This is a genomic window from Pseudomonas sp. Leaf48 (genome assembly GCF_001421885.1).
In the GTDB taxonomy this organism is placed as follows: Bacteria; Pseudomonadota; Gammaproteobacteria; order Pseudomonadales; family Pseudomonadaceae; genus Aquipseudomonas.
On record NZ_LMLH01000028.1, the window covers coordinates 549,354 to 570,551 of the forward strand.

17 protein-coding genes and 2 tRNA genes are annotated in these 21,198 nt (G+C 59.9%); 17 read left to right on the top strand and 2 right to left on the bottom strand.

Annotated elements, in window-relative coordinates; translation table 11 throughout:
- The first annotated feature begins 56 nt into the window (after positions 1 to 56).
- From ASE98_RS18320 to ASE98_RS18375, 12 genes are all read left to right on the top strand, one after another.
- Positions 57 to 1,556 carry a bifunctional ADP-dependent NAD(P)H-hydrate dehydratase/NAD(P)H-hydrate epimerase gene (locus ASE98_RS18320; RefSeq protein ID WP_060542739.1) on the top strand — a complete coding sequence of 500 codons (1,500 nt, stop codon included), beginning with the start codon at positions 57 to 59 and terminating at the stop codon, positions 1,554 to 1,556.
- Entirely contained in the window at positions 1,544 to 2,014 is a 471-nt protein-coding gene (tsaE, locus tag ASE98_RS18325; RefSeq protein WP_060542740.1) for a tRNA (adenosine(37)-N6)-threonylcarbamoyltransferase complex ATPase subunit type 1 TsaE, read from the top strand. Before ASE98_RS18320 ends, tsaE begins: the two co-directional genes overlap by 13 nt.
- Before the next feature lie 3 nt (positions 2,015 to 2,017).
- Entirely contained in the window at positions 2,018 to 3,445 is a 1,428-nt protein-coding gene (locus ASE98_RS18330; RefSeq protein WP_201782599.1) for an N-acetylmuramoyl-L-alanine amidase, read from the top strand.
- Between the two features lie 8 nt (positions 3,446 to 3,453).
- A complete protein-coding gene (mutL, locus tag ASE98_RS18335) occupies positions 3,454 to 5,352 on the top strand; it encodes a DNA mismatch repair endonuclease MutL (protein ID WP_177336985.1) in 1,899 nt (632 codons plus the stop codon).
- Positions 5,352 to 6,323 (top strand): tRNA (adenosine(37)-N6)-dimethylallyltransferase MiaA, encoded by a 972-nt coding sequence (gene miaA, locus ASE98_RS18340; protein WP_060542743.1) that lies wholly within the window; start codon positions 5,352 to 5,354, stop codon positions 6,321 to 6,323. Before mutL ends, miaA begins: the two co-directional genes overlap by 1 nt.
- Before the next feature lie 93 nt (positions 6,324 to 6,416).
- Entirely contained in the window at positions 6,417 to 6,677 is a 261-nt protein-coding gene (gene hfq / locus ASE98_RS18345; protein ID WP_007902656.1) for an RNA chaperone Hfq, read from the top strand.
- 12 nt (positions 6,678 to 6,689) lie between these two features.
- Entirely contained in the window at positions 6,690 to 7,991 is a 1,302-nt protein-coding gene (hflX, locus tag ASE98_RS18350; protein ID WP_060542744.1) for a ribosome rescue GTPase HflX, read from the top strand.
- A 96-nt stretch (positions 7,992 to 8,087) separates the two neighbouring features.
- Positions 8,088 to 9,263 carry an FtsH protease activity modulator HflK gene (gene hflK / locus ASE98_RS18355; protein WP_060542745.1) on the top strand — a complete coding sequence of 392 codons (1,176 nt, stop codon included), beginning with the start codon at positions 8,088 to 8,090 and terminating at the stop codon, positions 9,261 to 9,263.
- Positions 9,263 to 10,132 carry a protease modulator HflC gene (gene hflC, locus ASE98_RS18360; RefSeq protein ID WP_046039827.1) on the top strand — a complete coding sequence of 290 codons (870 nt, stop codon included), beginning with the start codon at positions 9,263 to 9,265 and terminating at the stop codon, positions 10,130 to 10,132. Before hflK ends, hflC begins: the two co-directional genes overlap by 1 nt.
- 309 nt (positions 10,133 to 10,441) lie before the next feature.
- Complete coding sequence (locus ASE98_RS18365) at positions 10,442 to 11,629, top strand: ATP phosphoribosyltransferase regulatory subunit (protein ID WP_060542746.1); 1,188 nt, start codon at positions 10,442 to 10,444, stop codon at positions 11,627 to 11,629.
- Positions 11,630 to 11,683: 54 nt separating this feature from the next.
- Positions 11,684 to 12,973, top strand: a complete 1,290-nt coding sequence (locus ASE98_RS18370; RefSeq protein WP_060542747.1) for an adenylosuccinate synthase — start codon at positions 11,684 to 11,686, stop codon at positions 12,971 to 12,973.
- 149 nt (positions 12,974 to 13,122) lie between these two features.
- On the top strand, positions 13,123 to 15,057 hold the full coding sequence (locus tag ASE98_RS18375) for a methyl-accepting chemotaxis protein (protein ID WP_060542748.1): 1,935 nt from the start codon (positions 13,123 to 13,125) through the stop codon (positions 15,055 to 15,057).
- Between the two features lie 244 nt (positions 15,058 to 15,301).
- On the opposite strand, the gene ASE98_RS18380 is transcribed toward ASE98_RS18375, so the two are convergent.
- Positions 15,302 to 15,388, bottom strand: a tRNA-Leu gene (locus tag ASE98_RS18380).
- 168 nt (positions 15,389 to 15,556) lie between these two features.
- Positions 15,557 to 15,643 (bottom strand) — tRNA-Leu (locus ASE98_RS18385).
- Between the two features lie 224 nt (positions 15,644 to 15,867).
- Between ASE98_RS18385 and rnr the strand changes: the two genes are divergently transcribed.
- The 5 genes from rnr to ASE98_RS18410 all read left to right on the top strand — a co-directional run bounded on the left by rnr (position 15,868) and on the right by ASE98_RS18410 (position 21,179).
- The gene (rnr, locus tag ASE98_RS18390; protein ID WP_060542749.1) at positions 15,868 to 18,495 is read left to right on the top strand and encodes a ribonuclease R; all 2,628 of its coding nucleotides are present in this window, start codon (positions 15,868 to 15,870) and stop codon (positions 18,493 to 18,495) included.
- On the top strand, positions 18,492 to 19,259 hold the full coding sequence (gene rlmB / locus ASE98_RS18395) for a 23S rRNA (guanosine(2251)-2'-O)-methyltransferase RlmB (RefSeq protein ID WP_060542750.1): 768 nt from the start codon (positions 18,492 to 18,494) through the stop codon (positions 19,257 to 19,259). Before rnr ends, rlmB begins: the two co-directional genes overlap by 4 nt.
- 308 nt (positions 19,260 to 19,567) lie before the next feature.
- A complete protein-coding gene (gene rpsF / locus ASE98_RS18400; RefSeq protein WP_003217491.1) occupies positions 19,568 to 19,990 on the top strand; it encodes a 30S ribosomal protein S6 in 423 nt (140 codons plus the stop codon).
- A gap of 28 nt (positions 19,991 to 20,018) precedes the next feature.
- Positions 20,019 to 20,249: a 30S ribosomal protein S18 gene (gene rpsR, locus ASE98_RS18405; protein WP_002551829.1), complete on the top strand. Its 231-nt coding sequence runs from the start codon at positions 20,019 to 20,021 to the stop codon at positions 20,247 to 20,249.
- A 36-nt stretch (positions 20,250 to 20,285) separates the two neighbouring features.
- Positions 20,286 to 21,179 (top strand): hypothetical protein, encoded by an 894-nt coding sequence (locus tag ASE98_RS18410; RefSeq protein ID WP_060542751.1) that lies wholly within the window; start codon positions 20,286 to 20,288, stop codon positions 21,177 to 21,179.
- The last annotated feature ends 19 nt before the right edge of the window (positions 21,180 to 21,198 follow it).

The window sequence follows — 21,198 nt, forward strand, 5'->3', positions numbered from 1 at the left end:
GAGAAACCGGAGCTGAGGTGCGTATAATTCTGCCAGACATCGGAGCCTGAAGACGCATGCCGCACACTAAAGATGAATTACCCGACGCGCTGTACAGCGCCGCGCAAGTGCGAGGGCTCGATGCGAGCCTGATCGCGGCCGGCACACCGGGCTTCGAATTGATGCAGCGCGCGGCCCGAGCGACGTGGCGGGCGCTGGTGCGGCAATGGCCGACAGCGAATGAACTGTGCGTGTTGGCCGGACATGGCAATAACGCCGGGGACGGGTATCTGGTGGCCGTGTTGGCCCAGCGTGCCGGATGGGCGGTGCGGGTGCTGGCGGTGGGGAATTCGCAGCGCTTGCAGGGCGACGCGGCGTTGGCCCATGCCGAGGCAGTGTCCGAAAACGTGGTCATCGAACCCTGGACGGCACAAACCGGATTGCGCGGCATTGTGCTGGATGCTTTGCTTGGCACCGGTCTGAGCGGTGACGTGCGTGAGCCGTATGCCGGCGCCATCGCCGCGATCAATGCCAGCGCACTGCCGGTTGCGGCGGTGGATATTCCGTCAGGGTTGTGCGCGGATACGGGTCGCATCCTTGGTCGTGCCGTGAGTGCCGACCTGACGGTGACCTTCATTGGATTGAAGCTGGGATTGTTCACCGGTGAAGCAGCGGACGTGGTCGGCGAGCTGGTATTCAATGATTTGCACGCGGATCCGCAGATGCTTGCGGGGGCGCCGGTCAGCGCTCGCCGACTGATGCCCGGTAACCTGCCGCGGCTGGCCTCACGAGCACCGGCTTCGCACAAGGGAAAATTCGGTCATGTATTGCTGATTGGCGGCGACCACGGTCTGGGGGGCGCTATCCTGCTCAGCGCGCAAAGCGCACTTCGCAGTGGCGCCGGCATGGTGTCCGTGGCGACCCGCGCCGAACATGTCCCTGCTGCGCTGGCCAGAATTCCCGAGGCGATGGTGCTGGGAACCTCTTCAGCCAATCAGTTGATGGAATTGCTACAAAAAGTGTCCGTGTTGGTCGTCGGTCCGGGATTGGGCCGGGCCGGCTGGGGGCGCAGTCTGCTGTCGGCGGCATCCGATGCGGCCCTGCCACAAGTGTGGGATGCCGACGCGCTGAACCTGTTGGCCGAAGAGCGTGCAACTCTGCCCAGGGATTGCGTAATCACCCCGCATCCGGGGGAGGCCGCCCGGTTGCTCGGGATAAGCACCGCCGAGGTTCAGGCGGATCGTCCGGCAGCGGCCCATGCACTGAGCAAAAAATACACAGCGGTCGTGGTTTTGAAAGGCGCGGGCAGTCTGGTCGCCCATCCCGACGGGCGACTGGCGCTTTGTCATCAGGGGCATCCGGCCATGGCCACTGCGGGTCTCGGTGATGTGCTGGCCGGCCTGGTCGGCGCGCTGCTGGCCCAAGGCATGACGGCGTTCGATGCGGCCTGCCTGGGGGTGTGGTTGCACGCCAATGCTGGCGCGCAACAAGGTAAATTCGGCCGTGGGTTGGCGGCCAGTGATCTGATTCCAGCCATTCGTCAGTTGTTGGAGGAGCATGCACCGTGTCTGAAGTAACCCTGTACCTGGCCGATGAGCAGGCCATGAGCGACTTTGGCGCACGCATCGCCCAAACTACCCAAGGTCATGGCCTGATTTTTCTTGAGGGGAATCTTGGCGCGGGGAAAACCACGCTGTCCCGGGGTATCATCCGGGGCCTGGGTCATGTCGGGGCGGTGAAAAGTCCGACGTTTACCCTGGTCGAGCCCTACGAAATCGGTGAAGTACGCGCTTTCCATTTCGACTTGTACCGCCTGGTCGATCCGGAAGAGCTTGAGTACCTGGGCATTCGCGACTATTTCGAAGATGATGCCCTGTGCCTGATCGAATGGCCGGATAAAGGTGCGGGCTTTTTGCCAAAGCCCGACCTGACCATTACCATTAGCCCGCATGACAGCGGGCGTTCGCTGAAAATTTTATCCCAGGGCTCGCGCGGCGAGGTCTGGTGTGCCGCCTTGGCGTTGGAATCCAAATAGATGATGGGGTTAGGTATGCGCTTTCGCGCGTTGGTGGCTGCCGTAGGGATGGTGTTTTTGGCGGTGACCGTCGACGCTGTGGCCGATTCGAAGGTCAACAGTGTTCGTCTGTGGCGTGCACCGGACAACACACGACTGGTGTTTGACCTGACCGGTCCCGTGCAGCACAGTGTTTTTACCCTTACCGCACCGGATCGCCTGGTCATCGACATCAACGGCGCGACCCTCGCTGCGCCGCTGAACGTCAATACCTCGAATACTCCAATCACCGCCATGCGCTCGGCCCAACGCACGCCGACCGACCTGCGCGTGGTCATCGACCTGAAAAAGGCCGTTACTCCGAAAAGCTTCTCCCTGGCGCCGAATGCCCAGTATGGCAACCGGCTGGTGGTCGATCTGTTCGATAACCCGTCCGATGCCGCGCCGCCGCCAGCACCGACTCCATCCGTTGCCACGGTGCCGGCGGTGCCGGTTACACCTGTGGAACCAGCGATCAAGCTGCCTCCCGCCCCAGCTGGCAAGCGCGACATCATTGTGGTGATCGACGCCGGTCACGGTGGCGAAGACCCGGGTGCCTCGGGCTCGCGCGGTCAGCGCGAAAAAGACGTGGTATTGGCCATCGCCCGCGAGCTGCAGCGTCAGGTCAACGGCATGAAAGGCTTCCGCGCCGAATTGACCCGTACCGGTGACTACTTCATTCCATTGCGCGGCCGAACCGAGATCGCCCGCAAGAAGGGTGCCGACCTGTTCGTTTCGATTCACGCCGACGCGGCGCCTTCGGCTGCGGCCTTTGGTGCGTCTGTGTTTGCCTTGTCTGATCGCGGCGCGACGTCGGAGACGGCCCGCTGGCTGGCCGACAGCGAAAACCGCTCCGACCTGATCGGCGGTGCCGGCAACGTCAGCCTCGATGACAAGGACCGCATGCTTGCCGGCGTGCTGCTTGACCTGTCGATGACGGCGTCCCTGACGTCCAGCCTGAACGTTGGACAAAAGGTATTGACCAATATTGGCCGGGTAACGCCACTGCACAAGCAACGGGTTGAACAGGCAGGGTTCATGGTGTTGAAGTCTCCGGATATTCCGTCGATCCTCGTGGAAACCGGGTTTATCTCCAATGCCAACGAGGCATCCAAACTGTCAGCGGCAAATCACCAGCAGGCGCTGGCTCGCTCGATCAGCAGTGGTGTGCGCCAGTTCTTCCAGCAAAATCCACCACCGGGTACTTATATTGCCTGGCTGCGCGACTCCGGCAAGATCGCCCAGGGGCCGCGTGACCATCGGGTAAGCCCGGGCGAAACGCTGGCGATGATCGCTGTGCGTTATCAAGTGTCACCGGCTTCCCTGCGTAGCGCCAACAAGCTGCCGAGTGACGAGCTCAAGGTCGGTCAGCACCTGACTATTCCGGGTAACGAGCTGGCGGCCAAGGAATGAATCAGGTCATCAGCAACAGTGCTCGCATCGAGCTGCTCAGTCCACGGCTGGCGAACCAGATTGCTGCCGGTGAGGTGGTCGAACGCCCGGCATCGGTGATCAAGGAACTGTTGGAAAATAGCCTCGATTCCGGTGCCCGGCGTATCGATGTCGATGTCGAGCAAGGTGGTGTCAAACTGCTGCGGGTGCGTGACGATGGCAGCGGCATTTCTGCCGATGACCTGCCGCTGGCCCTGGCCCGTCACGCCACCAGCAAGATTCGCAATCTGGAAGACCTCGAGCAGGTCATGAGCCTGGGTTTTCGTGGTGAGGCCCTGGCCTCGATCAGCTCCGTGGCGCGCCTGACCCTGACATCCCGCACCCGCGACGCTGACCAGGCCTGGCAGGTCGAAACCGAAGGGCGTGACATGGCGCCCCGGGTACAGCCAGCCGCCCACCCAGTCGGCACCTCGGTTGAAGTACGCGATCTGTTCTTCAATACCCCGGCGCGGCGCAAGTTTCTCAAGACCGAAAAAACCGAATTCGATCACCTGCAGGAAGTGATCAGGCGCCTGGCACTTGCGCGGTTCGACGTGGCGTTTCATCTGCGCCACAACGGCAAGACCATTCTCAGCCTGCACGAGGCCCACGATGATGCGGCCCGCGCCCGACGAGTAGCGGCGATCTGCGGCCCGGGGTTCCTGGAGCAGGCGCTGCCGATTGAAATCGAGCGCAATGGCCTGCACCTGTGGGGTTGGGTCGGGTTGCCCACCTTCAACCGCAGTCAGGCGGATTTGCAGTATTTCTTCGTCAACGGCCGTGCCGTGCGTGACAAGCTGGTGGCCCATGCGGTGCGCCAGGCCTACCGCGATGTGCTGTTCAACGGCCGGCACCCGACTTTCGTGCTGTTTTTCGAAGTTGATCCAGCAGGCGTCGACGTCAACGTGCACCCGACCAAGCACGAAGTTCGCTTCCGTGACGGCCGCATGGTCCACGATTTCCTCTACGGCACCCTGCATCGCGCCTTGGGTGATGTGCGTCCGGATGATCAACTGGCAGCACCGGTCGTGACCGCAGTCGTCCGACCTAGCGGTATCGAAGCGGGTGAGTTCGGTCCCCAGGGCGAAATGCGCCTGGCGGCCAATGCGCTGCTGGAGCAGCCCCAGGCGCAGCCGTCGTTCAATGCTCCGGCCGGTTCTGGCGCTGGCGCGGGTTATCAGTATCAATATTCGCCACGCCCGCAGGCCGCTGTGCCGGCAGCGGAAGCGCAGGCTGCGTATCGCGAGTTCTTCGCGCCGCTGCCTGAGGCCAACGCCATGGCGCTACCGGATGGGCAGGGTGATATCCCGCCGCTGGGTTATGCGCTGGCGCAACTGAAGGGTATCTATATTCTTTCCGAAAACGCTCAGGGGTTGGTGCTGGTGGACATGCACGCCGCCCACGAGCGGATCATGTACGAGCGCCTGAAAATCGCCATGGCCAGCGAAGGCCTGAGCGGTCAACCGCTGCTGGTGCCTGAGTCGCTGGCGGTCAGCCAGCGTGAGGCCGATTGCGCCGAAGAGCACGTCGCCTGGTTTCAGCGCCTGGGTTTCGAATTGCAGCGCCTTGGCCCGGAAACCCTGGCCATCAGGCAGATTCCAGCCTTGCTCAAGCAGGCGGAAGCCAACCGCCTGGTCGGTGATGTATTGGCCGACCTGATGGAATACGGCACCAGTGATCGCATCCAGGCGCATCTGAACGAACTACTCGGGACCATGGCCTGTCATGGCGCGGTTCGGGCGAATCGACGGCTGGCCTTGCCGGAAATGAACGGTCTGCTGCGTGACATGGAAAACACCGAGCGCAGCGGTCAATGCAACCATGGCCGACCGACCTGGACCCAACTGGGGCTGGACGATCTGGACAAACTGTTTTTGCGCGGTCGTTGATGAGCCAGTTTCCCCCTGCAATTTTCCTGATGGGCCCGACCGCCGCCGGCAAGACCGACCTGGCCATCGAACTCACCAAGGTCCTGCCTTGCGAGTTGATCAGTGTCGATTCAGCCTTGGTCTACCGGGATATGGATATTGGTACGGCCAAGCCTTCCAGGGAGCTCCTGGCGCAATATCCGCATCGCCTGATTGATATTCTTGACCCGGCCGAGAGCTACTCGGCTGCCGATTTTCGCCGTGACGCCCTGCAAGCCATGGCTGATATCACGGCTCGCGGCAAAATACCGCTGCTGGTGGGCGGCACAATGCTCTATTACAAGGCTCTGGTCGAAGGCCTGGCCGATATGCCGGCGGCTGATCCCGAGGTTCGCGCGCAGATTGAGGAAGAGGCTGCACGCCTTGGCTGGCAGGCCTTGCACGAACAGCTTGGGCAAATAGACCCGGAGTCTGCGGCGCGTATTCATCCGAACGATCCGCAGCGACTTAGTCGAGCGCTGGAAGTTTATCGTGTCAGCGGTCAAAGCATGACTGCCCTGAGATTGCAACAATCTGTGCAAAGTACTGAAGCAGCCGCTTCGGGACGGCAACAATTGCCCTATACTGTCGCAAACTTGGCGATTGCCCCGGCAAATCGCCAGGTACTGCATGAGCGAATTAAACAAAGATTCACTTTAATGTTGGAACAGGGATTCATTGACGAGGTCGTAGCCCTGCGTAAGCGAAGTGACCTGCATGCCGGGTTGCCGTCTATACGTGCAGTAGGCTACCGACAAGTCTGGGATTACCTGGATGGCAAGCTGACACAAGCCGAGATGCAGGAGCGTGGAATCATCGCCACGCGCCAGTTGGCAAAGCGTCAGTTCACCTGGCTGCGCAGTTGGGCTGATTTACACTGGCTGGACAGCCTCGATTGCGACAATCTGCCACGCGCCTTGAAATACTTGGGGACCATCTCCATATTGAGCTGAGTCTTCGCAATTGCCGTCTATCCTTGGGGGTGGGGCGGCCAAAGCCATCTGAATACCTATTTTTTATATTGAATCCTTAAAGGAGTGCGGCACATGTCAAAAGGGCATTCGCTACAAGACCCTTACTTGAATACTTTACGTAAAGAGAAAGTTGGGGTTTCCATCTACCTGGTCAACGGTATCAAACTGCAAGGCACGATCGAGTCCTTCGACCAGTTCGTTATCCTGCTGAAAAACACCGTAAGCCAGATGGTCTACAAGCACGCTATCTCTACAGTGGTACCGGTTCGTCCAATTCGTCTGCCAAGCGCAACCGAATCCGAAGCTGGTGACGCTGAGCCAGGTAACGCCTGATAGGAGTCTCCTTTGTTCTTTGAGCGCCACGGTGGTGGTGAGCGAGTCATTCTCGTTCACTTGGATGGACAGGACCCTGAGGCGCGCGAAGATCCGCAGGAGTTTCAGGAGTTGGCTAATTCGGCTGGCGCCGAGACCGTTGCGTTTTTTAACGTGCCGCGTCATCGGCCAACCGCCAAATTCCTGATCGGCAGCGGCAAGGTCGAGGAACTGCGCGACCTGGTCAAGGCCGAAGAGGCCGATCTGGTGATTTTCAATCACATCCTCACGCCCAGTCAGGAACGTAACCTCGAACGTGTTTTCGAGTGTCGCGTGATCGACCGTACCGGTCTGATTCTCGATATTTTCGCCCAGCGCGCCCGTACCCATGAAGGCAAGCTCCAGGTAGAACTGGCCCAGCTTGACCACATGAGCACCCGGCTGGTTCGAGGCTGGACCCACCTTGAACGCCAGGGTGGTGGTATCGGCATGCGTGGTCCGGGTGAAACCCAGCTGGAAACCGACCGCCGTTTGCTGCGGGTTCGCCTGCGGCAGATCAAGGGCCGGCTGGAGAAAGTGCGCAGTCAGCGCGAACAGTCGCGACGCGGCCGCTCCCGTGCGGATATCCCTACCGTGTCCCTGGTGGGGTATACCAACGCCGGCAAATCCACGCTTTTCAATAACGTGACGAAATCCGACGTGTACGCGGCTGACCAGTTGTTTGCCACGCTGGACCCGACCCTGCGCCGTCTGGAACTGGACGATTTGGGGCCGATTGTCCTGGCGGACACTGTAGGGTTCATTCGCCACTTGCCGCACAAGCTGGTCGAGGCATTTCGGTCTACTCTCGAAGAGTCGAGCAACTCCGACCTGTTGTTGCACGTGATCGATGCGGCCGAACCCGATCGCATGTTGCAGATCGAGCAGGTTATGGTGGTGCTGGGCGAGATTGGTGCCCAGGACTTGCCGATCCTCGAGGTCTATAACAAACTCGATTTGCTTGAAGGCGTTGAACCGCAAATCCAGCGCGACGAAAACGGCAAGCCCCAGCGGGTCTGGCTGTCGGCGCGTGATGGCACGGGTCTGGAATTGCTTGAACAAGCCATTGCCGAGTTGCTTGGCAGTGATTTGTTCATCGGTACCTTGCGCTTGCCGCAACGATTCGCTCGACTGCGTGCGCAGTTTTTCGAACTCGGTGCGGTGCAAAAAGAAGAACACGACGAAGAAGGCATCAGTTTGCTTGCCGTTCGTTTGCCCCGGGTCGAGTTGAATCGACTGGTAAGCCGCGAAGGATTGCAGCCGATGGAATTCATCGAGCAACACACTTTGCAATAAAAGCCTGAGAAAGCGGTTGTGTCGTGGTGACAGGCATTCTGTAGCATTGGTCGGCGCGCCGTGGGTGCGTCTTTGCTTTATCAGATGGAGAGCGCTATGGCTTGGAATGAGCCGGGTGGCAACTCGAATAATCAGGACCCTTGGGGTGGCAAGCGTCGTAACAACGGCGACCGCAAGGGACCACCGGATCTCGACGAGGCCTTCCGAAAGCTGCAGGAAAGCCTGAACGGGTTGTTCGGTGGTGGTAAAAAACGTGGTGGTGACGACGGCGGTGGTCCGGGCAAGAGTGGCGGCTTTGGCGGCCTGCTCGGTATCGGCCTGGTCGTGTTGGCGGCCGTATGGCTGTACAGCGCGGTCTATGTAGTCGACGAGCAGGAGCAGGCCGTGGTGCTGCGCTTCGGCAAGTACTACGAAACCGTTGGCCCGGGCCTGAATATCTACTTCCCGCCGATCGACAAGAAGTACATGGAGAACGTCACGCGTGAGCGTGCCTACACCAAGCAGGGCCAGATGCTGACTGAAGACGAAAACATCGTCGAAGTGCCGCTGACCGTGCAGTACAAGATCAGCAACCTGCAGGACTTCGTGCTGAGCGTCGATCAGCCGGAAGTCAGCCTGCAGCACGCGACCGACAGCGCCTTGCGCCATGTGGTGGGTTCCACCGCGATGGACCAGGTGTTGACCGAAGGTCGTGAATTGATGGCCAGCGAAATCAAGGAGCGTCTGCAACGCTTCATGGATACCTATCGCACCGGTATCACCGTTACCCAGGTCAACGTGCAGAGCGCAGCAGCACCGCGTGAAGTTCAGGAAGCCTTCGATGACGTGATCCGCGCCCGTGAAGACGAGCAGCGTTCGCGCAACCAGGCTGAAACCTATGCCAACGGCGTCGTGCCGGAAGCCCGTGGTCAGGCCCAGCGCATCCTCGAGGATGCCAATGGCTACCGTGACGAAACCGTCTCGCGCGCCAAGGGTGAGGCCGACCGCTTCACCAAGCTGGTCGCCGAGTACCGCAAGGCCCCTGAAGTCACCCGTCAGCGTCTGTACCTGGACACCATGCAGGAAGTCTTCAGCAACACCAGCAAGGTTCTCGTGACCGGCAACAAGAACGGCCAGAGCAATCTGCTGTACTTGCCGCTGGACAAGATGGTCGAGAGTGGTCGCAACACCAGCACCCCGGTGAGCAGTGCGGCAGCCACCAGCAATGAAGCGAATGCGCGTGCGGCAGCCGATCTGCAGCAACAGCAAGCACGTACCAGGGAGAGTCGCTGATGAGCAATAAATCGCTGATCGCCCTTATTGTCGGCGTCGTCGTGGCGATCGCTGCCTGGAACTGCTTCTACATCGTGGCTCAGACCGAGCGTGCGGTGTTGCTGCAGTTCGGTCGCGTGGTCCAGACCGATGTTCAGCCAGGCCTGCATGTGAAAGTGCCTTACGTTAACCAGGTGCGTAAATTTGACGCACGTCTGATGACGCTGGATGCACCGACGCAACGCTTCCTGACGCTGGAAAAGAAAGCCGTGATGGTCGATGCCTACGCCAAGTGGCGCGTGAAGGACGCTGAGCGTTTCTACACCGCGACTTCCGGCCTCAAGCAGATCGCCGACGAGCGTCTGTCCCGTCGTCTGGAATCGGGTCTGCGTGACCAGTTCGGTAAGCGCACCCTGCACGAAGTGGTGTCGGGTGAACGTGATGCGCTGATGGCGGACATTACGGCTTCGCTGAACAAGATGGCCGAGAAAGAGCTGGGCATCGAAGTGGTCGATGTTCGGGTCAAGACCATCGACCTGCCCAAAGAAGTGAATCGCAGCGTGTTCGAGCGTATGAGCACCGAGCGTGAGCGTGAAGCTCGCGAGCACCGCGCCAAGGGTAACGAGTTGGCCGAAGGCATCCGTGCCGACGCCGATCGTCAGCGCCGCGTGCTGCTGGCTGAAGCCTATCGTGAATCCGAAGAGGTTCGCGGTGACGGCGATGCCCAGGCTGCTGCGATCTACTCCAAGGCCTACGGTCAGGACCAGGAGTTCTACGCGTTCTACCGTAGCCTGCGCGCTTACCGTGAAAGCTTCGCGAACAAATCCGACGTCATGGTCCTCGACCCAAGCAGTGACTTCTTCCATTACCTGGAAAAAGCCAAGCCTTGATACGACGTTGACCTGAATCATCCCGCCGGGCGGCTAAAACCTCTGGCGGGGTGATCCTTTGGGGAAACGTGTGTATGATGCGGCAGCCGGGAAATCCCCGGCTTTTTTGCGTCTGCATGTTTGATTGTTTTTTTAAGCAGATGCCGGGCCGATTGGCTCGACAGTTTTTCGAGGAAAGTGGTTGGCGAAGCCGGTAGAAGGGCTTTTCGCTCCGTCGCTCATGCGCGTGGTTTGTGCGCAAACCGACCATTTTCTGCTTCACTCAAGGCTCGCCGACAGGCTGGTCGCCCGGAGATAGGGGAAGGCGTAATGGCAACGGTAGACCGCTGGCTTCTGCCAGATGGCATCGAAGAAGTACTGCCACCGGAGGCGGCGCGCATTGAAGTTGCGCGTCGTCAGGTGTTGGATCTGTTCCAGAGCTGGGGTTACGAGTTTGTCGTGACTCCCCATATCGAGTACCTGGAATCCCTGCTGACCGGCGCGGGCCAGGACCTGGATTTACGCACCTTCAAGGTCATCGACCCGCAATCGGGCCGGCAGATGGGTTTCCGTGCCGACATTACGCCGCAAGTGGCGCGGATCGATGCGCATACCTTGCGTCGCGAAGGCCCGAGCCGCCTGTGCTATGCCGGCAGCGTGCTGCATGCCCAGCCGCGAGCCCTGTCGTCCTCGCGCAGTCCGATCCAGCTGGGAGCCGAGTTGTACGGCGATGGCAGTCCGAGCAGTGACGTTGAAGTCATCAGCCTGATGCTGGCCATGCTGCAACTGGCCGATGTGCCGGACGTGCACATGGATCTGGGACATGTTGGCATCTACCGCGGCCTGGCCCGCGCTGCCGGTTTGTCCGGTGAGGTTGAACAGCAGTTGTTCGATGCCCTGCAACGCAAGGCTATCGACGAAGTCATTACCTTGACCGAAAGCCTGCCTGCCGATTTGTCGGGCATGTTGCGCGCCCTGGTTGATCTGTGTGGCGGTCGTGAAGTACTGACTGCCGCGCGCGAGCGCCTGGCCAATGCGCCGGCGCCGGTACTGGCGGCGCTGGACGATTTGCTGGCAATTGCCGAGCGTCTGTCCGTGCGTTTCCCGCAGCTGCCGCTGTACTTCGACCTGGGTGAGCTGCGCGGCTACCACTACCACACCGGCGTGGTATTCGCCGTGTTTGTGCCGGGTGTCGGCCAGTCGATCGCCCAAGGCGGTCGTTACGACGATATCGGCGCCGACTTCGGCCGCGCCCGTCCGGCAACGGGCTTCTCTACCGATTTGAAAACCCTGGTGACCCTGGGGCGTGCTGAGATCGAGCTACCGTCTGGCGGTATCTGGATGCCTGACAGTACGGATGCGGCACTCTGGCAGCAGGTTTGCCAGTTGCGCAGTGAGGGTCAGCGTGTCGTTCAGGCTTTGCCTGGGCAACCTTTGGCCGCCGCCCGTGAAGCGGACTGCGACCGGCAATTGATTCAGCAGAACGGGCTTTGGCAAGTATCGCCACTGGCTTCTTGAGTTTTCCCGCCGGCTGCCGCCGGCACCAAGTTTGCGCGAATGAGGACAAGTGTTATGGGTAAGAATGTCGTAGTCCTGGGCACCCAATGGGGTGATGAGGGCAAAGGCAAGATCGTTGATCTGCTGACCGAACATGCTGCCGCCGTAGTGCGCTACCAGGGCGGCCACAACGCAGGCCACACCCTGGTGATCGACGGCGAGAAAACCGTCTTGCACCTGATCCCGTCGGGCGTACTGCGCGAAGGCGTGCAGTGCCTGATCGGCAACGGCGTGGTGGTTGCACCAGACGCTCTGCTGCGGGAAATCATCAAGCTGGAAGAGAAAGGCGTACCGGTGCGTGAGCGCCTGCGTATCAGCCCGTCCTGCCCGCTGATCCTGTCCTTCCACGTTGCGCTGGACCAGGCCCGTGAAAAGGCTCGTGGCGAGCTGAAGATCGGTACCACCGGTCGCGGCATCGGCCCGGCTTACGAAGACAAGGTTGCACGTCGCGGCCTGCGTGTTGGCGACCTGCTCAACATGCCGCGCTTTGAAGACAAACTGCGTGAACTGGTGGATTACCACAACTTCATGCTGGTGGGTTACTACAAAGAGCCAGCCATCGAATTCGACAAGACCCTGGCTGAGTGCAAGGAATACGCTGAGCTGCTCAAGCCGCTGATGCTGGACGTGACTGCCGAGCTGCACGACCTGCGTCGCGCTGGCAAAGACATCATGTTCGAAGGTGCCCAGGGTTCGTTGCTGGACATCGACCACGGTACCTACCCGTACGTGACCAGTTCCAATACCACCGCTGGCGGCGTTGCTACCGGTTCGGGTGTTGGCCCGATGTTCCTGGACTACATCCTGGGCATCACCAAGGCTTACACCACGCGTGTAGGTTCGGGTCCATTCCCGACTGAGCTGTTCGACGAAGTCGGTGCGCATCTGGCCAAGCAAGGTCACGAGTTCGGCGCGACTACCGGCCGTGCTCGCCGTTGCGGCTGGTTCGACGCCGTTATCCTGCGTCGCGCTATCGATGTGAACAGCATCTCGGGCATCTGCCTGACCAAGCTGGACGTACTCGACGGTCTGGAAACCATCAACATCTGCGTCGGCTACAAAGATGCACAAGGCAACGCCGTTGCCCCGACTGATGCTGACAGCTACGTGGGCCTGCAGCCCGTGTACGAAGAAGTGCCGGGCTGGACCGAGTCGACCGTGGGTGCCAAAACCCTGGAAGAGCTGCCTGCTAACGCTCGTGCTTACATCAAGCGCGTCGAAGAGCTGATCGGCGCGCCGATCGACATTATTTCGACGGGCCCGGATCGCAACGAAACCATCGTTCTGCGTCATCCGTTTGCTTGATAAGCTGTTGATGTAACAAACAAAGGCCCCTTAATCGGGGCCTTTGTCGTATATGCCTGTAGGACGGCATGACCTTTGCTGTAATCGTTGCTTATTGCATCGCTTCCAGCGCGCCATCAATTTAATGGCGCCCAGCAGAGGGGTTTTAAGTGTCTGCCGTTCTCTCACTGTTACAAAGCCGTCTCTTGCGGCCAGTGTTCGTTACTCTCGGTATCGCCCTTTTGGTGCAGGTGCTGGTGGCTGTTGCCCTGACCCGGAGCACAGTGACCGCTCTGGAAGCCGATCTGGGGGCTCGGCTGGGTGCCGACAGTCAAAAGCTTGCCAGTGAGCTGGAGCAGGCCGGGCGTGAAGTCACGTCAAGTCTGGACAGTCTCTCCGCCAGTACCCGTCAGCGCCTCACCGCCGGTTTGTCCACGCGATTGCAGCAAGAGCAGGCGCAATTGCGTTCGACTCTGGAAAAGGCCCTGAAGGAATCTGCCAATGATATGGCGCAGCTTTTGGCATCGGTCGCACCTCGGGCCATGTGGGATAACGATGTCCCGACCTTGTCCGAATTCGCTCGTCGCGCCCAGCGCAATCCCAATGTGTTGTTCGTGGTGTATGACGATGCTACCGGCCAGCATTTGACGCGCTATCTGAATCGCGAAAACCCGATCAACAAGGTATTGCTGGAAAAAGGCCAGGGTGAGCGGGCGCTGGATAAGGTGCTGGACGCGGCGAAGAGCGATCCGTCGGTGTTCTACATCGAGGCTTCGATCAGCCCGAACGGTGTGGAAATCGGCAAGGTGTTGATGGGCGTCTCGAAGGCTTCGGTGGAGGCTGATGTTGCAGCCCTGGACAAGCGTTTCTCGGCGCTGATCGCCAGCAGTGATCAACTGGTTGGTGACAGCCTCAAAGGCGCGGCGGCTGACAGTGCGGCGGCCATGGGGGCGCGCCTGCAGTCGGCGCAGTCCACGGCGGCCGAAATGAAAGCCAACACCACCAGCACGGTGCAGGAAGCTGCGGCCACCTTGCGCTGGCGCATCGGTGTGTGCCTGGCGGTGGTGGGCTTTGGGGTCTTGCTGTTGCTGGCTGTGGTGCTCGGGCGGCGAGTGGTCAACCGCCTGAAAATGCTGATTGTCGCCATGGATGACCTGGCGGCGGGCGAGGGGGATCTGACCAAGCGAGTAAAAATCAGCAGCAAGGACGAGATTGGCGACATGGCCTCGGCGGTCAATCGTTTTGTGGATAAGTTGCAGCCGATCGTGCGCGAGGCGGGCGATGTGGCCCAGCGCACCGGGGTTGAAATCGGCGCCATGACGTTGCGCAACGCCGGTGCTGATGCTGCGGCAGGCATGCAGCGTGATGAGGTGGCGGAAAGTTTGCGTGCCTTGTCGCAAATGGCCGATGAGGCGCAATCGGAAAGTCATGCCATGCAGGCAGCGTTGAAGCAGGTCGTGGAAATTCGTCAGGCTACCGACGAAAACACCCGGACCTCGGCGAAAGTCGGCAGTCTGATCGAGGAGCTCGCCGGCCAAGTCAATACCGGTGCGCAGGTCATCGAACGCCTGGCGCAGCAAAGTCAGCAAATCGAGGTGGTGCTCACGGTGATCCACGGAATTGCCGAGCAGACCAATCTGCTGGCGCTCAACGCGGCCATCGAGGCGGCGCGGGCTGGCGAGACCGGGCGCGGGTTTGCGGTGGTGGCTGATGAGGTGCGGGCACTGGCGAGCAAGACGCAAAGCTCCACCGGCGATATCCAGGCGCACATCGTTGCCTTGCAGCAGGGCGCGCGTGAGGCGGTTGCGGCAATCGGTCAGGCCGGGCGTCAGGCCAACGAAGGTTTGCTGGTGTTGCGAGACAGTTCGCGGTTGCAGCAGTCGGTGCAGGCGTCGGTCGAGCAGGTGCACGCGGCAATCGGCCTGGCGACCCAGGCTGCCGCGCACCAGGCGCAGGGCGCTCAAGCGGTACGTGGCCGGGTCGAGACCATTCATGCGCAGGCCGAGAAGGCTGCCAAGGCTGTTGTGGAGACGACGGCCAGTGGCAAGGTGCTGGATGGGCTGGCAGCGCAGTTGAAAGCGAGCCTGGGGCAGTTCCGGGCTTAGATTATCTCTTGCCCGACCTGACGCCTTCGCGAGCAAGCCCGCCCCCACATTGAATCGAGTGCAATACGATTAAATGTGGGGGCGGGCTTGCTCGCGAAGGCGATGTCGGCAGCGCTGATGCCTTGGCATCTGGCTTGTCCGGCGCAAACAAAAGAGGGGTGATGCCACAGATGAACCCCGGAAACGCAAAAACCCGCTTTCGCGGGTTTCTGTGAAACTCAAGGCCGAAACCTTGAATTTGAATTGGTGCCCAGAAGAAGACTCGAACTTCCACGACCTTGCGGTCACCAGCACCTGAAGCTGGCGTGTCTACCAATTTCACCATCTGGGCATTCATCTTCAGCGTTGCCGCTGTTGATGTGGCGCACTATACGGAGGGTCTTTTGATCTGTAAACCCCTGATTTTAAAATTATTAAATCAGATGTTCAGAATGCAAAAAACCCGCTTTCGCGGGTTTTTGTGTGAGCCTTGAAATTGATCTAATCTCAAGCTCGAAATTGGTGCCCAGAAGAAGACTCGAACTTCCACGACCTTGCGGTCACCAGCACCTGAAGCTGGCGTGTCTACCAATTTCACCATCTGGGCAGTATCGGCAACGTCTCCGTCGTCGATGGCGCGCACTATACGGAGGGTCTTTTTGACTGTAAACCCCTGAGATCAAAAAAACCTGAAAAATTTCGCCAGCGGTCTTCAAATCAGCGTTGCAGTGTCGATAAAGGGCTTTAGAAGGGCTCTCGGAGCCTGAAATTTCCCGTTTCATTACGCCTATGCCAAACTAACCCGCATATAGACAAGGTGAAAACTCTCTAATGGCCGATTGGCAGTCCCTCGATCCCGAGGCCGCTCGTGAAGCGGAAAAATACGAAAACCCTATTCCTAGCCGCGAACTGATCCTTCAGCACCTTGCTGATCGGGGTTCGCCTGCTAACCGCGAGCAACTGGTCGAAGAGTTTGGTCTGACCACAGAAGACCAGATCGAAGCCCTGCGCCGCCGCCTGCGCGCCATGGAGCGCGATGCTCAACTCATCTACACCCGTCGCGGCACTTATGCGCCGGTGGACAAGCTCGACCTGATCCTGGGCCGCATCAGCGGTCACCGCGATGGCTTCGGCTTCCTGGTGCCGGACGACGGCAGTGATGACCTGTTCATGAGCCCGGCGCAAATGCGCCTGGTGTTCGATGGCGACCGTGCCCTGGCGCGGGTTTCCGGCCTGGACCGTCGTGGTCGCCGCGAAGGCATGATCGTCGAGGTGGTATCCCGTGCCCACGAGACCATCGTCGGCCGTTACTTCGAAGAAGGCGGTATCGGCTTCGTGGTTGCCGATAACCCGAAGATCCAGCAGGAAGTGCTGGTGACACCGGGCCGCAATGCCAACGCGCAGATCGGTCAGTTCGTCGAAGTGAAAATTACCCACTGGCCGACGCCACGCTTCCAGCCGCAAGGCGACGTGGTCGAAGTCGTGGGTAACTACATGGCGCCGGGCATGGAAATCGATGTCGCCCTGCGTACGTATGACATTCCTCACGTCTGGCCGGAAGCTGTACTCAAGGAAGCCGGCAAGCTCAAGCCGGAAGTCGAAGAGAAAGACAAAGAGAAACGCATCGACCTGCGCCATCTGCCGTTCGTCACCATCGACGGCGAAGATGCCCGCGACTTCGATGACGCGGTCTACTGCGAAGCCCGTCCAGGCAAGCTGCGCCTGTTCTCTGGCGGCTGGAAGTTGTACGTGGCCATCGCCGACGTCTCCAGCTACGTCAAGCTCGGCTCCGCGCTGGACAACGAAGCCCAGGTTCGCGGTAACTCGGTGTACTTCCCCGAGCGCGTGATCCCGATGCTGCCCGAGCAGTTGTCCAACGGTCTGTGCTCGCTCAATCCGCAGGTTGACCGCCTGGCCATGGTTTGCGAGATGACCATCTCCAAATCCGGCGAAATGACCGATTACTGCTTCTACGAAGCGGTGATTCACTCCCATGCCCGCCTGACCTACAACAAGGTCAGCGCCATGCTGGAAACGCCGAAAGCCACCGAAGCGCGCAAGCTGCGTGGCGAATACACCGACGTCGTGCCGCACCTCAAGCAACTGTACTCGCTGTACAAGGTGCTGCTGGCTGCGCGTCATGTGCGTGGCGCGATCGACTTCGAAACCCAGGAAACCCGGATCATCTTCGGTACCGAGCGCAAGATCGCGGAAATTCGCCCGACCGTGCGCAACGATGCTCACAAGCTGATCGAAGAATGCATGCTGGCGGCCAACGTGGCCACCGCCGAATTCCTGAAAAAGCACGAAATTCCTGCGCTGTATCGCGTGCACGATGGCCCGCCACCGGAGCGTCTGGAAAAACTGCGCGCCTTCCTCGGCGAGCTCGGCCTGTCCCTGCACAAAGGCAAGGATGGCCCGTCGCCAAAGGACTATCAGGCACTGCTGGCCGGTATCAAGGATCGTCCGGATTTCCACCTGATCCAGACCGTGATGCTGCGCTCGTTGAGCCAGGCGGTGTACAGCGCCGATAACCAGGGCCACTTCGGCCTGAATTACGAGGCTTACACGCACTTCACCTCGCCGATCCGCCGTTACCCGGACTTGCTCACGCATCGGGCGATCCGCAGCGTCATCCATTCGAAACAGGACACCCCGCACGTTCGCCGTGCCGGTGCGATGACCATCCCGAAGGCGCGTATCTATCCGTACGACGAAGCGGCCCTGGAGCAACTCGGCGAGCAATGCTCGATGAGCGAGCGCCGTGCCGACGAAGCGACCCGTGACGTGGTGAACTGGCTCAAGTGCGAGTTCATGAAAGATCGCGTGGGCGAGTCGTTCCCGGGGGTGATTACCGCAGTGACCGGTTTTGGCTTGTTCGTCGAGCTGACCGACATCTACGTCGAAGGCCTGGTGCATGTCACCGCGCTGCCGGGCGATTACTACCACTTCGACCCAGTACACCACCGCCTGGCCGGTGAGCGTACCGGGCGCAGCTTCCGTCTGGGTGATACCGTGGAAGTGCGGGTCATGCGCGTCGACCTCGACGAACGCAAGATCGACTTCGAGATGGCTGAAAAGACCATCAGCGCGCCAATCGGCCGCAAAAAACGCGGCGCCGAAACCGCAGCACCGGCAGCTAAAACCGCAGCAGAGCCGGCACCGGCAAAAACCGGTCGTCGTCCTGCCAAGGAAAAGGCCGCCGAGGCTTATCGCCCAAGCGATGCAGCAGCGAAAAACGCTGAAGTGCGCAAGAGTCGTGAAATGAAGCAGGCGTTGCTCGCCGGCGCGAAAAGCGGCGGTAAAGCGGCGTCTGGGGGAAAGACCAGCCGGTCGGCGCCTGACAAGGCTGTCGGCGGCAAACCAGCCAAACCGAGCAAGCACCGTAAAGGCCCGCCAAAAGCGGGCTCGGCTCCAGCCAAGAGTGGCGGGGCGCGTAAACCTAAGGCCAAGTCATGAGTCAGTTGGAAAAGATTTATGGCGTACACGCTGTCGAAGCGTTGCTGCGTCATCACCCCAAACGCGTCAAGCAGATCTGGCTGGCCGAAGGCCGCAATGACCCTCGTGTCCAGACGCTGATTGAGTTGGCCAATGAAAACCGGGTCCAGGTCGGCCAGGCCGAGCGCCGTGAAATGGACGCTTGGGTTGAAGGCGTGCACCAGGGTGTGGTCGCGGAAGTGAGCCCGAGTCAGGTGTGGGGCGAGGCGATGCTCGACGAGTTGCTCGATCGTACTGACGGCGCGCCATTGTTGCTGGTGCTCGACGGCGTGACCGATCCGCATAACCTCGGTGCCTGCCTGCGTTCGGCCGATGCGGCGGGCGCGCTGGCAGTGATCGTACCGAAGGACAAGTCGGCAACCCTGACTCCGGTTGTACGAAAAATCGCCTGCGGTGCAGCGGAAGTGATTCCGCTGGTTGCCGTGACCAACCTGGCGCGCACCCTGGAAAAACTCCAGCAGCGCGGCTTGTGGGTTGTCGGTACGGCCGGTGAAGCTGAGGTCAGCCTGTATGACCAGGATCTGACCGGCCCGACCATCCTGATCATGGGAGCCGAAGGAAAAGGCATGCGTCGCCTGACCCGCGAGCATTGCGACTACTTGGTCAACCTGCCGATGGCCGGCAGCGTCAGCAGTCTCAACGTTTCTGTTGCAACCGGTGTCTGCCTGTTCGAAGCGCAGCGCCAGCGCAGCGTCAAGGCCAAGGCTGCTGCCAAAAAGGCTTGAGTCGTACGCGATCAAAATGTGGGAGCGGGCTTGCTCGCGAAAACGGAGTGTCATTCAGCGAAAATGCTGGATGTGATACCGCATTCGCCAGCAAGCCCGCTCCCACATTGGTTTTGTGCAAGGGCAAAGATAGGTGATTGTTCAAATAATCACCAATTACCTTGCGCCTCCCGCGTCCCTTCTCTACAATTGCGCCCCTTGCTGTGATGGCAGGCACCCATGTGTCTAGCGTCCGCAAGTCCATAAGTGTCATTCACTCCTTGTCTGACCGCTTTTGAGCGGCAGGCTACAACCCGTAAGGAGCATTCATGCGTCATTACGAAATCATCTTTTTGGTCCACCCGGATCAAAGCGAGCAAGTCGGCGGCATGGTTGAGCGTTACACCAAGCTGATCGAAGAAGACGGCGGCAAAATCCACCGTCTGGAAGATTGGGGCCGTCGTCAACTGGCCTACGCAATCAACAATGTTCACAAGGCTCACTACGTGATGCTGAACGTTGAGTGCACTGGCAAGGCCCTGGCCGAGCTGGAAGACAACTTCCGCTACAACGATGCAGTGATCCGTAACCTGGTCATCCGTCGCGAAGAAGCCGTTACCGGCCAATCCGAGATGCTCAAGGCTGAAGAAAACCGCAGTGAGCGCCGTGAGCGTCGCGACCGTCCTGAGCACGAAGGCGCTGAAAGCGCTGACAGTGATGACAGCGACAACAGCGATAACGCTGACGAGTAATCCACGGACCTTTTAAGGAGCCTATCAAATGGCACGTTTCTTCCGTCGTCGTAAATTCTGCCGCTTCACCGCTGAAGACGTGAAAGAGATCGATTACAAAGATCTCAACACTCTGAAAGCCTACGTATCCGAGACCGGCAAAATTGTTCCAAGCCGTATCACCGGTACCAAAGCTCGTTATCAGCGTCAGCTGGCCACCGCTATCAAGCGCGCCCGCTTCCTGGCCCTGCTGGCCTACACCGACAGCCACGGCCGCTGAGACCGGGCAGTCGACACGTAGCAAAGGATTGAATGTATGCGTGCCTTAGCTGAGTTCATCATGCGGGGCCGTATGCAGGCCACTCTCGTAGTGGCTGGATGCGCGGCATTGCCGCTGTTGTATTGGTTGGGTGCTGCCGCTGGATGCCTCGTGCTCCTGCGGCGCGGATTGAAGGACGCCCTCGGCGTTCTTGCTCTGGGACTGCTGCCGGCATTGATCTGGTGGCTTTACTCCGACGACCCACGGGCACTTCTGGTGCTGCTGGGGTCTGCGAGCCTTGCGTTGGTTTTGCGCGCAAGCGAGTCCTGGAACCGCGTGCTGCTGGTCAGCATAGCGATGGGAGTGGTGTTTGCAGTGGTGCTGGGGACAGCTTTTGCTCCCCAAATCGAGATGCTGGCGCAGGCTTTGATAAAAGTCATGCCGTCGCTACTTGGTGATGTCTACCAGAAGTTGTCGGTAGACGAGCAAGCGCATTTTGCGTCCCTGATTGCACCAGTCCTGACCGGCCTTATTGCGGCCTTGTTGCAAATCGTCAGCTTGTTGAGCCTGCTTGTCGGGCGCTACTGGCAGGCGTTGTTGTACAACCCGGGTGGATTCGGTCGCGAGTTTCGCGCCATCCGTATCTCGCTTGTGCCGGCGATGTTGCTGCTGGCGTGCATGCTTCTGGGGCCGAACTTCGGTCCGCAGATGGCCATGTTGACGCCGTTGTGCAGCGTACCGCTGGTGTTCGCCGGGCTGGCCCTGATTCACGGGCTGGTGGCGCAAAAGCGACTGGCCAGGTTCTGGCTGGTGGGGTTGTACGTAACGCTGTTGCTGTTCATGCAGCTGATCTATCCGTTGCTGGTGGTCCTGGCCATCGTCGACAGCCTGATTGATTTTCGCGGTCGTCTGGCGCCGAAAGACGCCGATAACGCGAACGGTGAAGGTTAAAAGTTAAGAGGATTTTCAC

Excerpts from the sequence above, each read along its gene's own strand:
- ASE98_RS18330 (WP_201782599.1), top strand. The coding sequence starts at position 2,018 with ATGGGGTTAGGTATGCGCTTTCGCGCGTTGGTGGCTGCCGTAGGGATG.
- hflC (WP_046039827.1), top strand. The coding sequence starts at position 9,263 with ATGAGCAATAAATCGCTGATCGCCCTTATTGTCGGCGTCGTCGTGGCG.
- miaA (WP_060542743.1), top strand. The coding sequence starts at position 5,352 with ATGAGCCAGTTTCCCCCTGCAATTTTCCTGATGGGCCCGACCGCCGCC.
- rpsR (WP_002551829.1), top strand. The coding sequence starts at position 20,019 with ATGGCACGTTTCTTCCGTCGTCGTAAATTCTGCCGCTTCACCGCTGAA.
- ASE98_RS18410 (WP_060542751.1), top strand. The coding sequence starts at position 20,286 with ATGCGTGCCTTAGCTGAGTTCATCATGCGGGGCCGTATGCAGGCCACT.
- hfq (WP_007902656.1), top strand. The coding sequence starts at position 6,417 with ATGTCAAAAGGGCATTCGCTACAAGACCCTTACTTGAATACTTTACGT.
- ASE98_RS18320 (WP_060542739.1), top strand. The coding sequence starts at position 57 with ATGCCGCACACTAAAGATGAATTACCCGACGCGCTGTACAGCGCCGCG.
- rnr (WP_060542749.1), top strand. The coding sequence starts at position 15,868 with ATGGCCGATTGGCAGTCCCTCGATCCCGAGGCCGCTCGTGAAGCGGAA.
- rlmB (WP_060542750.1), top strand. The coding sequence starts at position 18,492 with ATGAGTCAGTTGGAAAAGATTTATGGCGTACACGCTGTCGAAGCGTTG.
- ASE98_RS18370 (WP_060542747.1), top strand. The coding sequence starts at position 11,684 with ATGGGTAAGAATGTCGTAGTCCTGGGCACCCAATGGGGTGATGAGGGC.
- rpsF (WP_003217491.1), top strand. The coding sequence starts at position 19,568 with ATGCGTCATTACGAAATCATCTTTTTGGTCCACCCGGATCAAAGCGAG.
- hflK (WP_060542745.1), top strand. The coding sequence starts at position 8,088 with ATGGCTTGGAATGAGCCGGGTGGCAACTCGAATAATCAGGACCCTTGG.
- ASE98_RS18365 (WP_060542746.1), top strand. The coding sequence starts at position 10,442 with ATGGCAACGGTAGACCGCTGGCTTCTGCCAGATGGCATCGAAGAAGTA.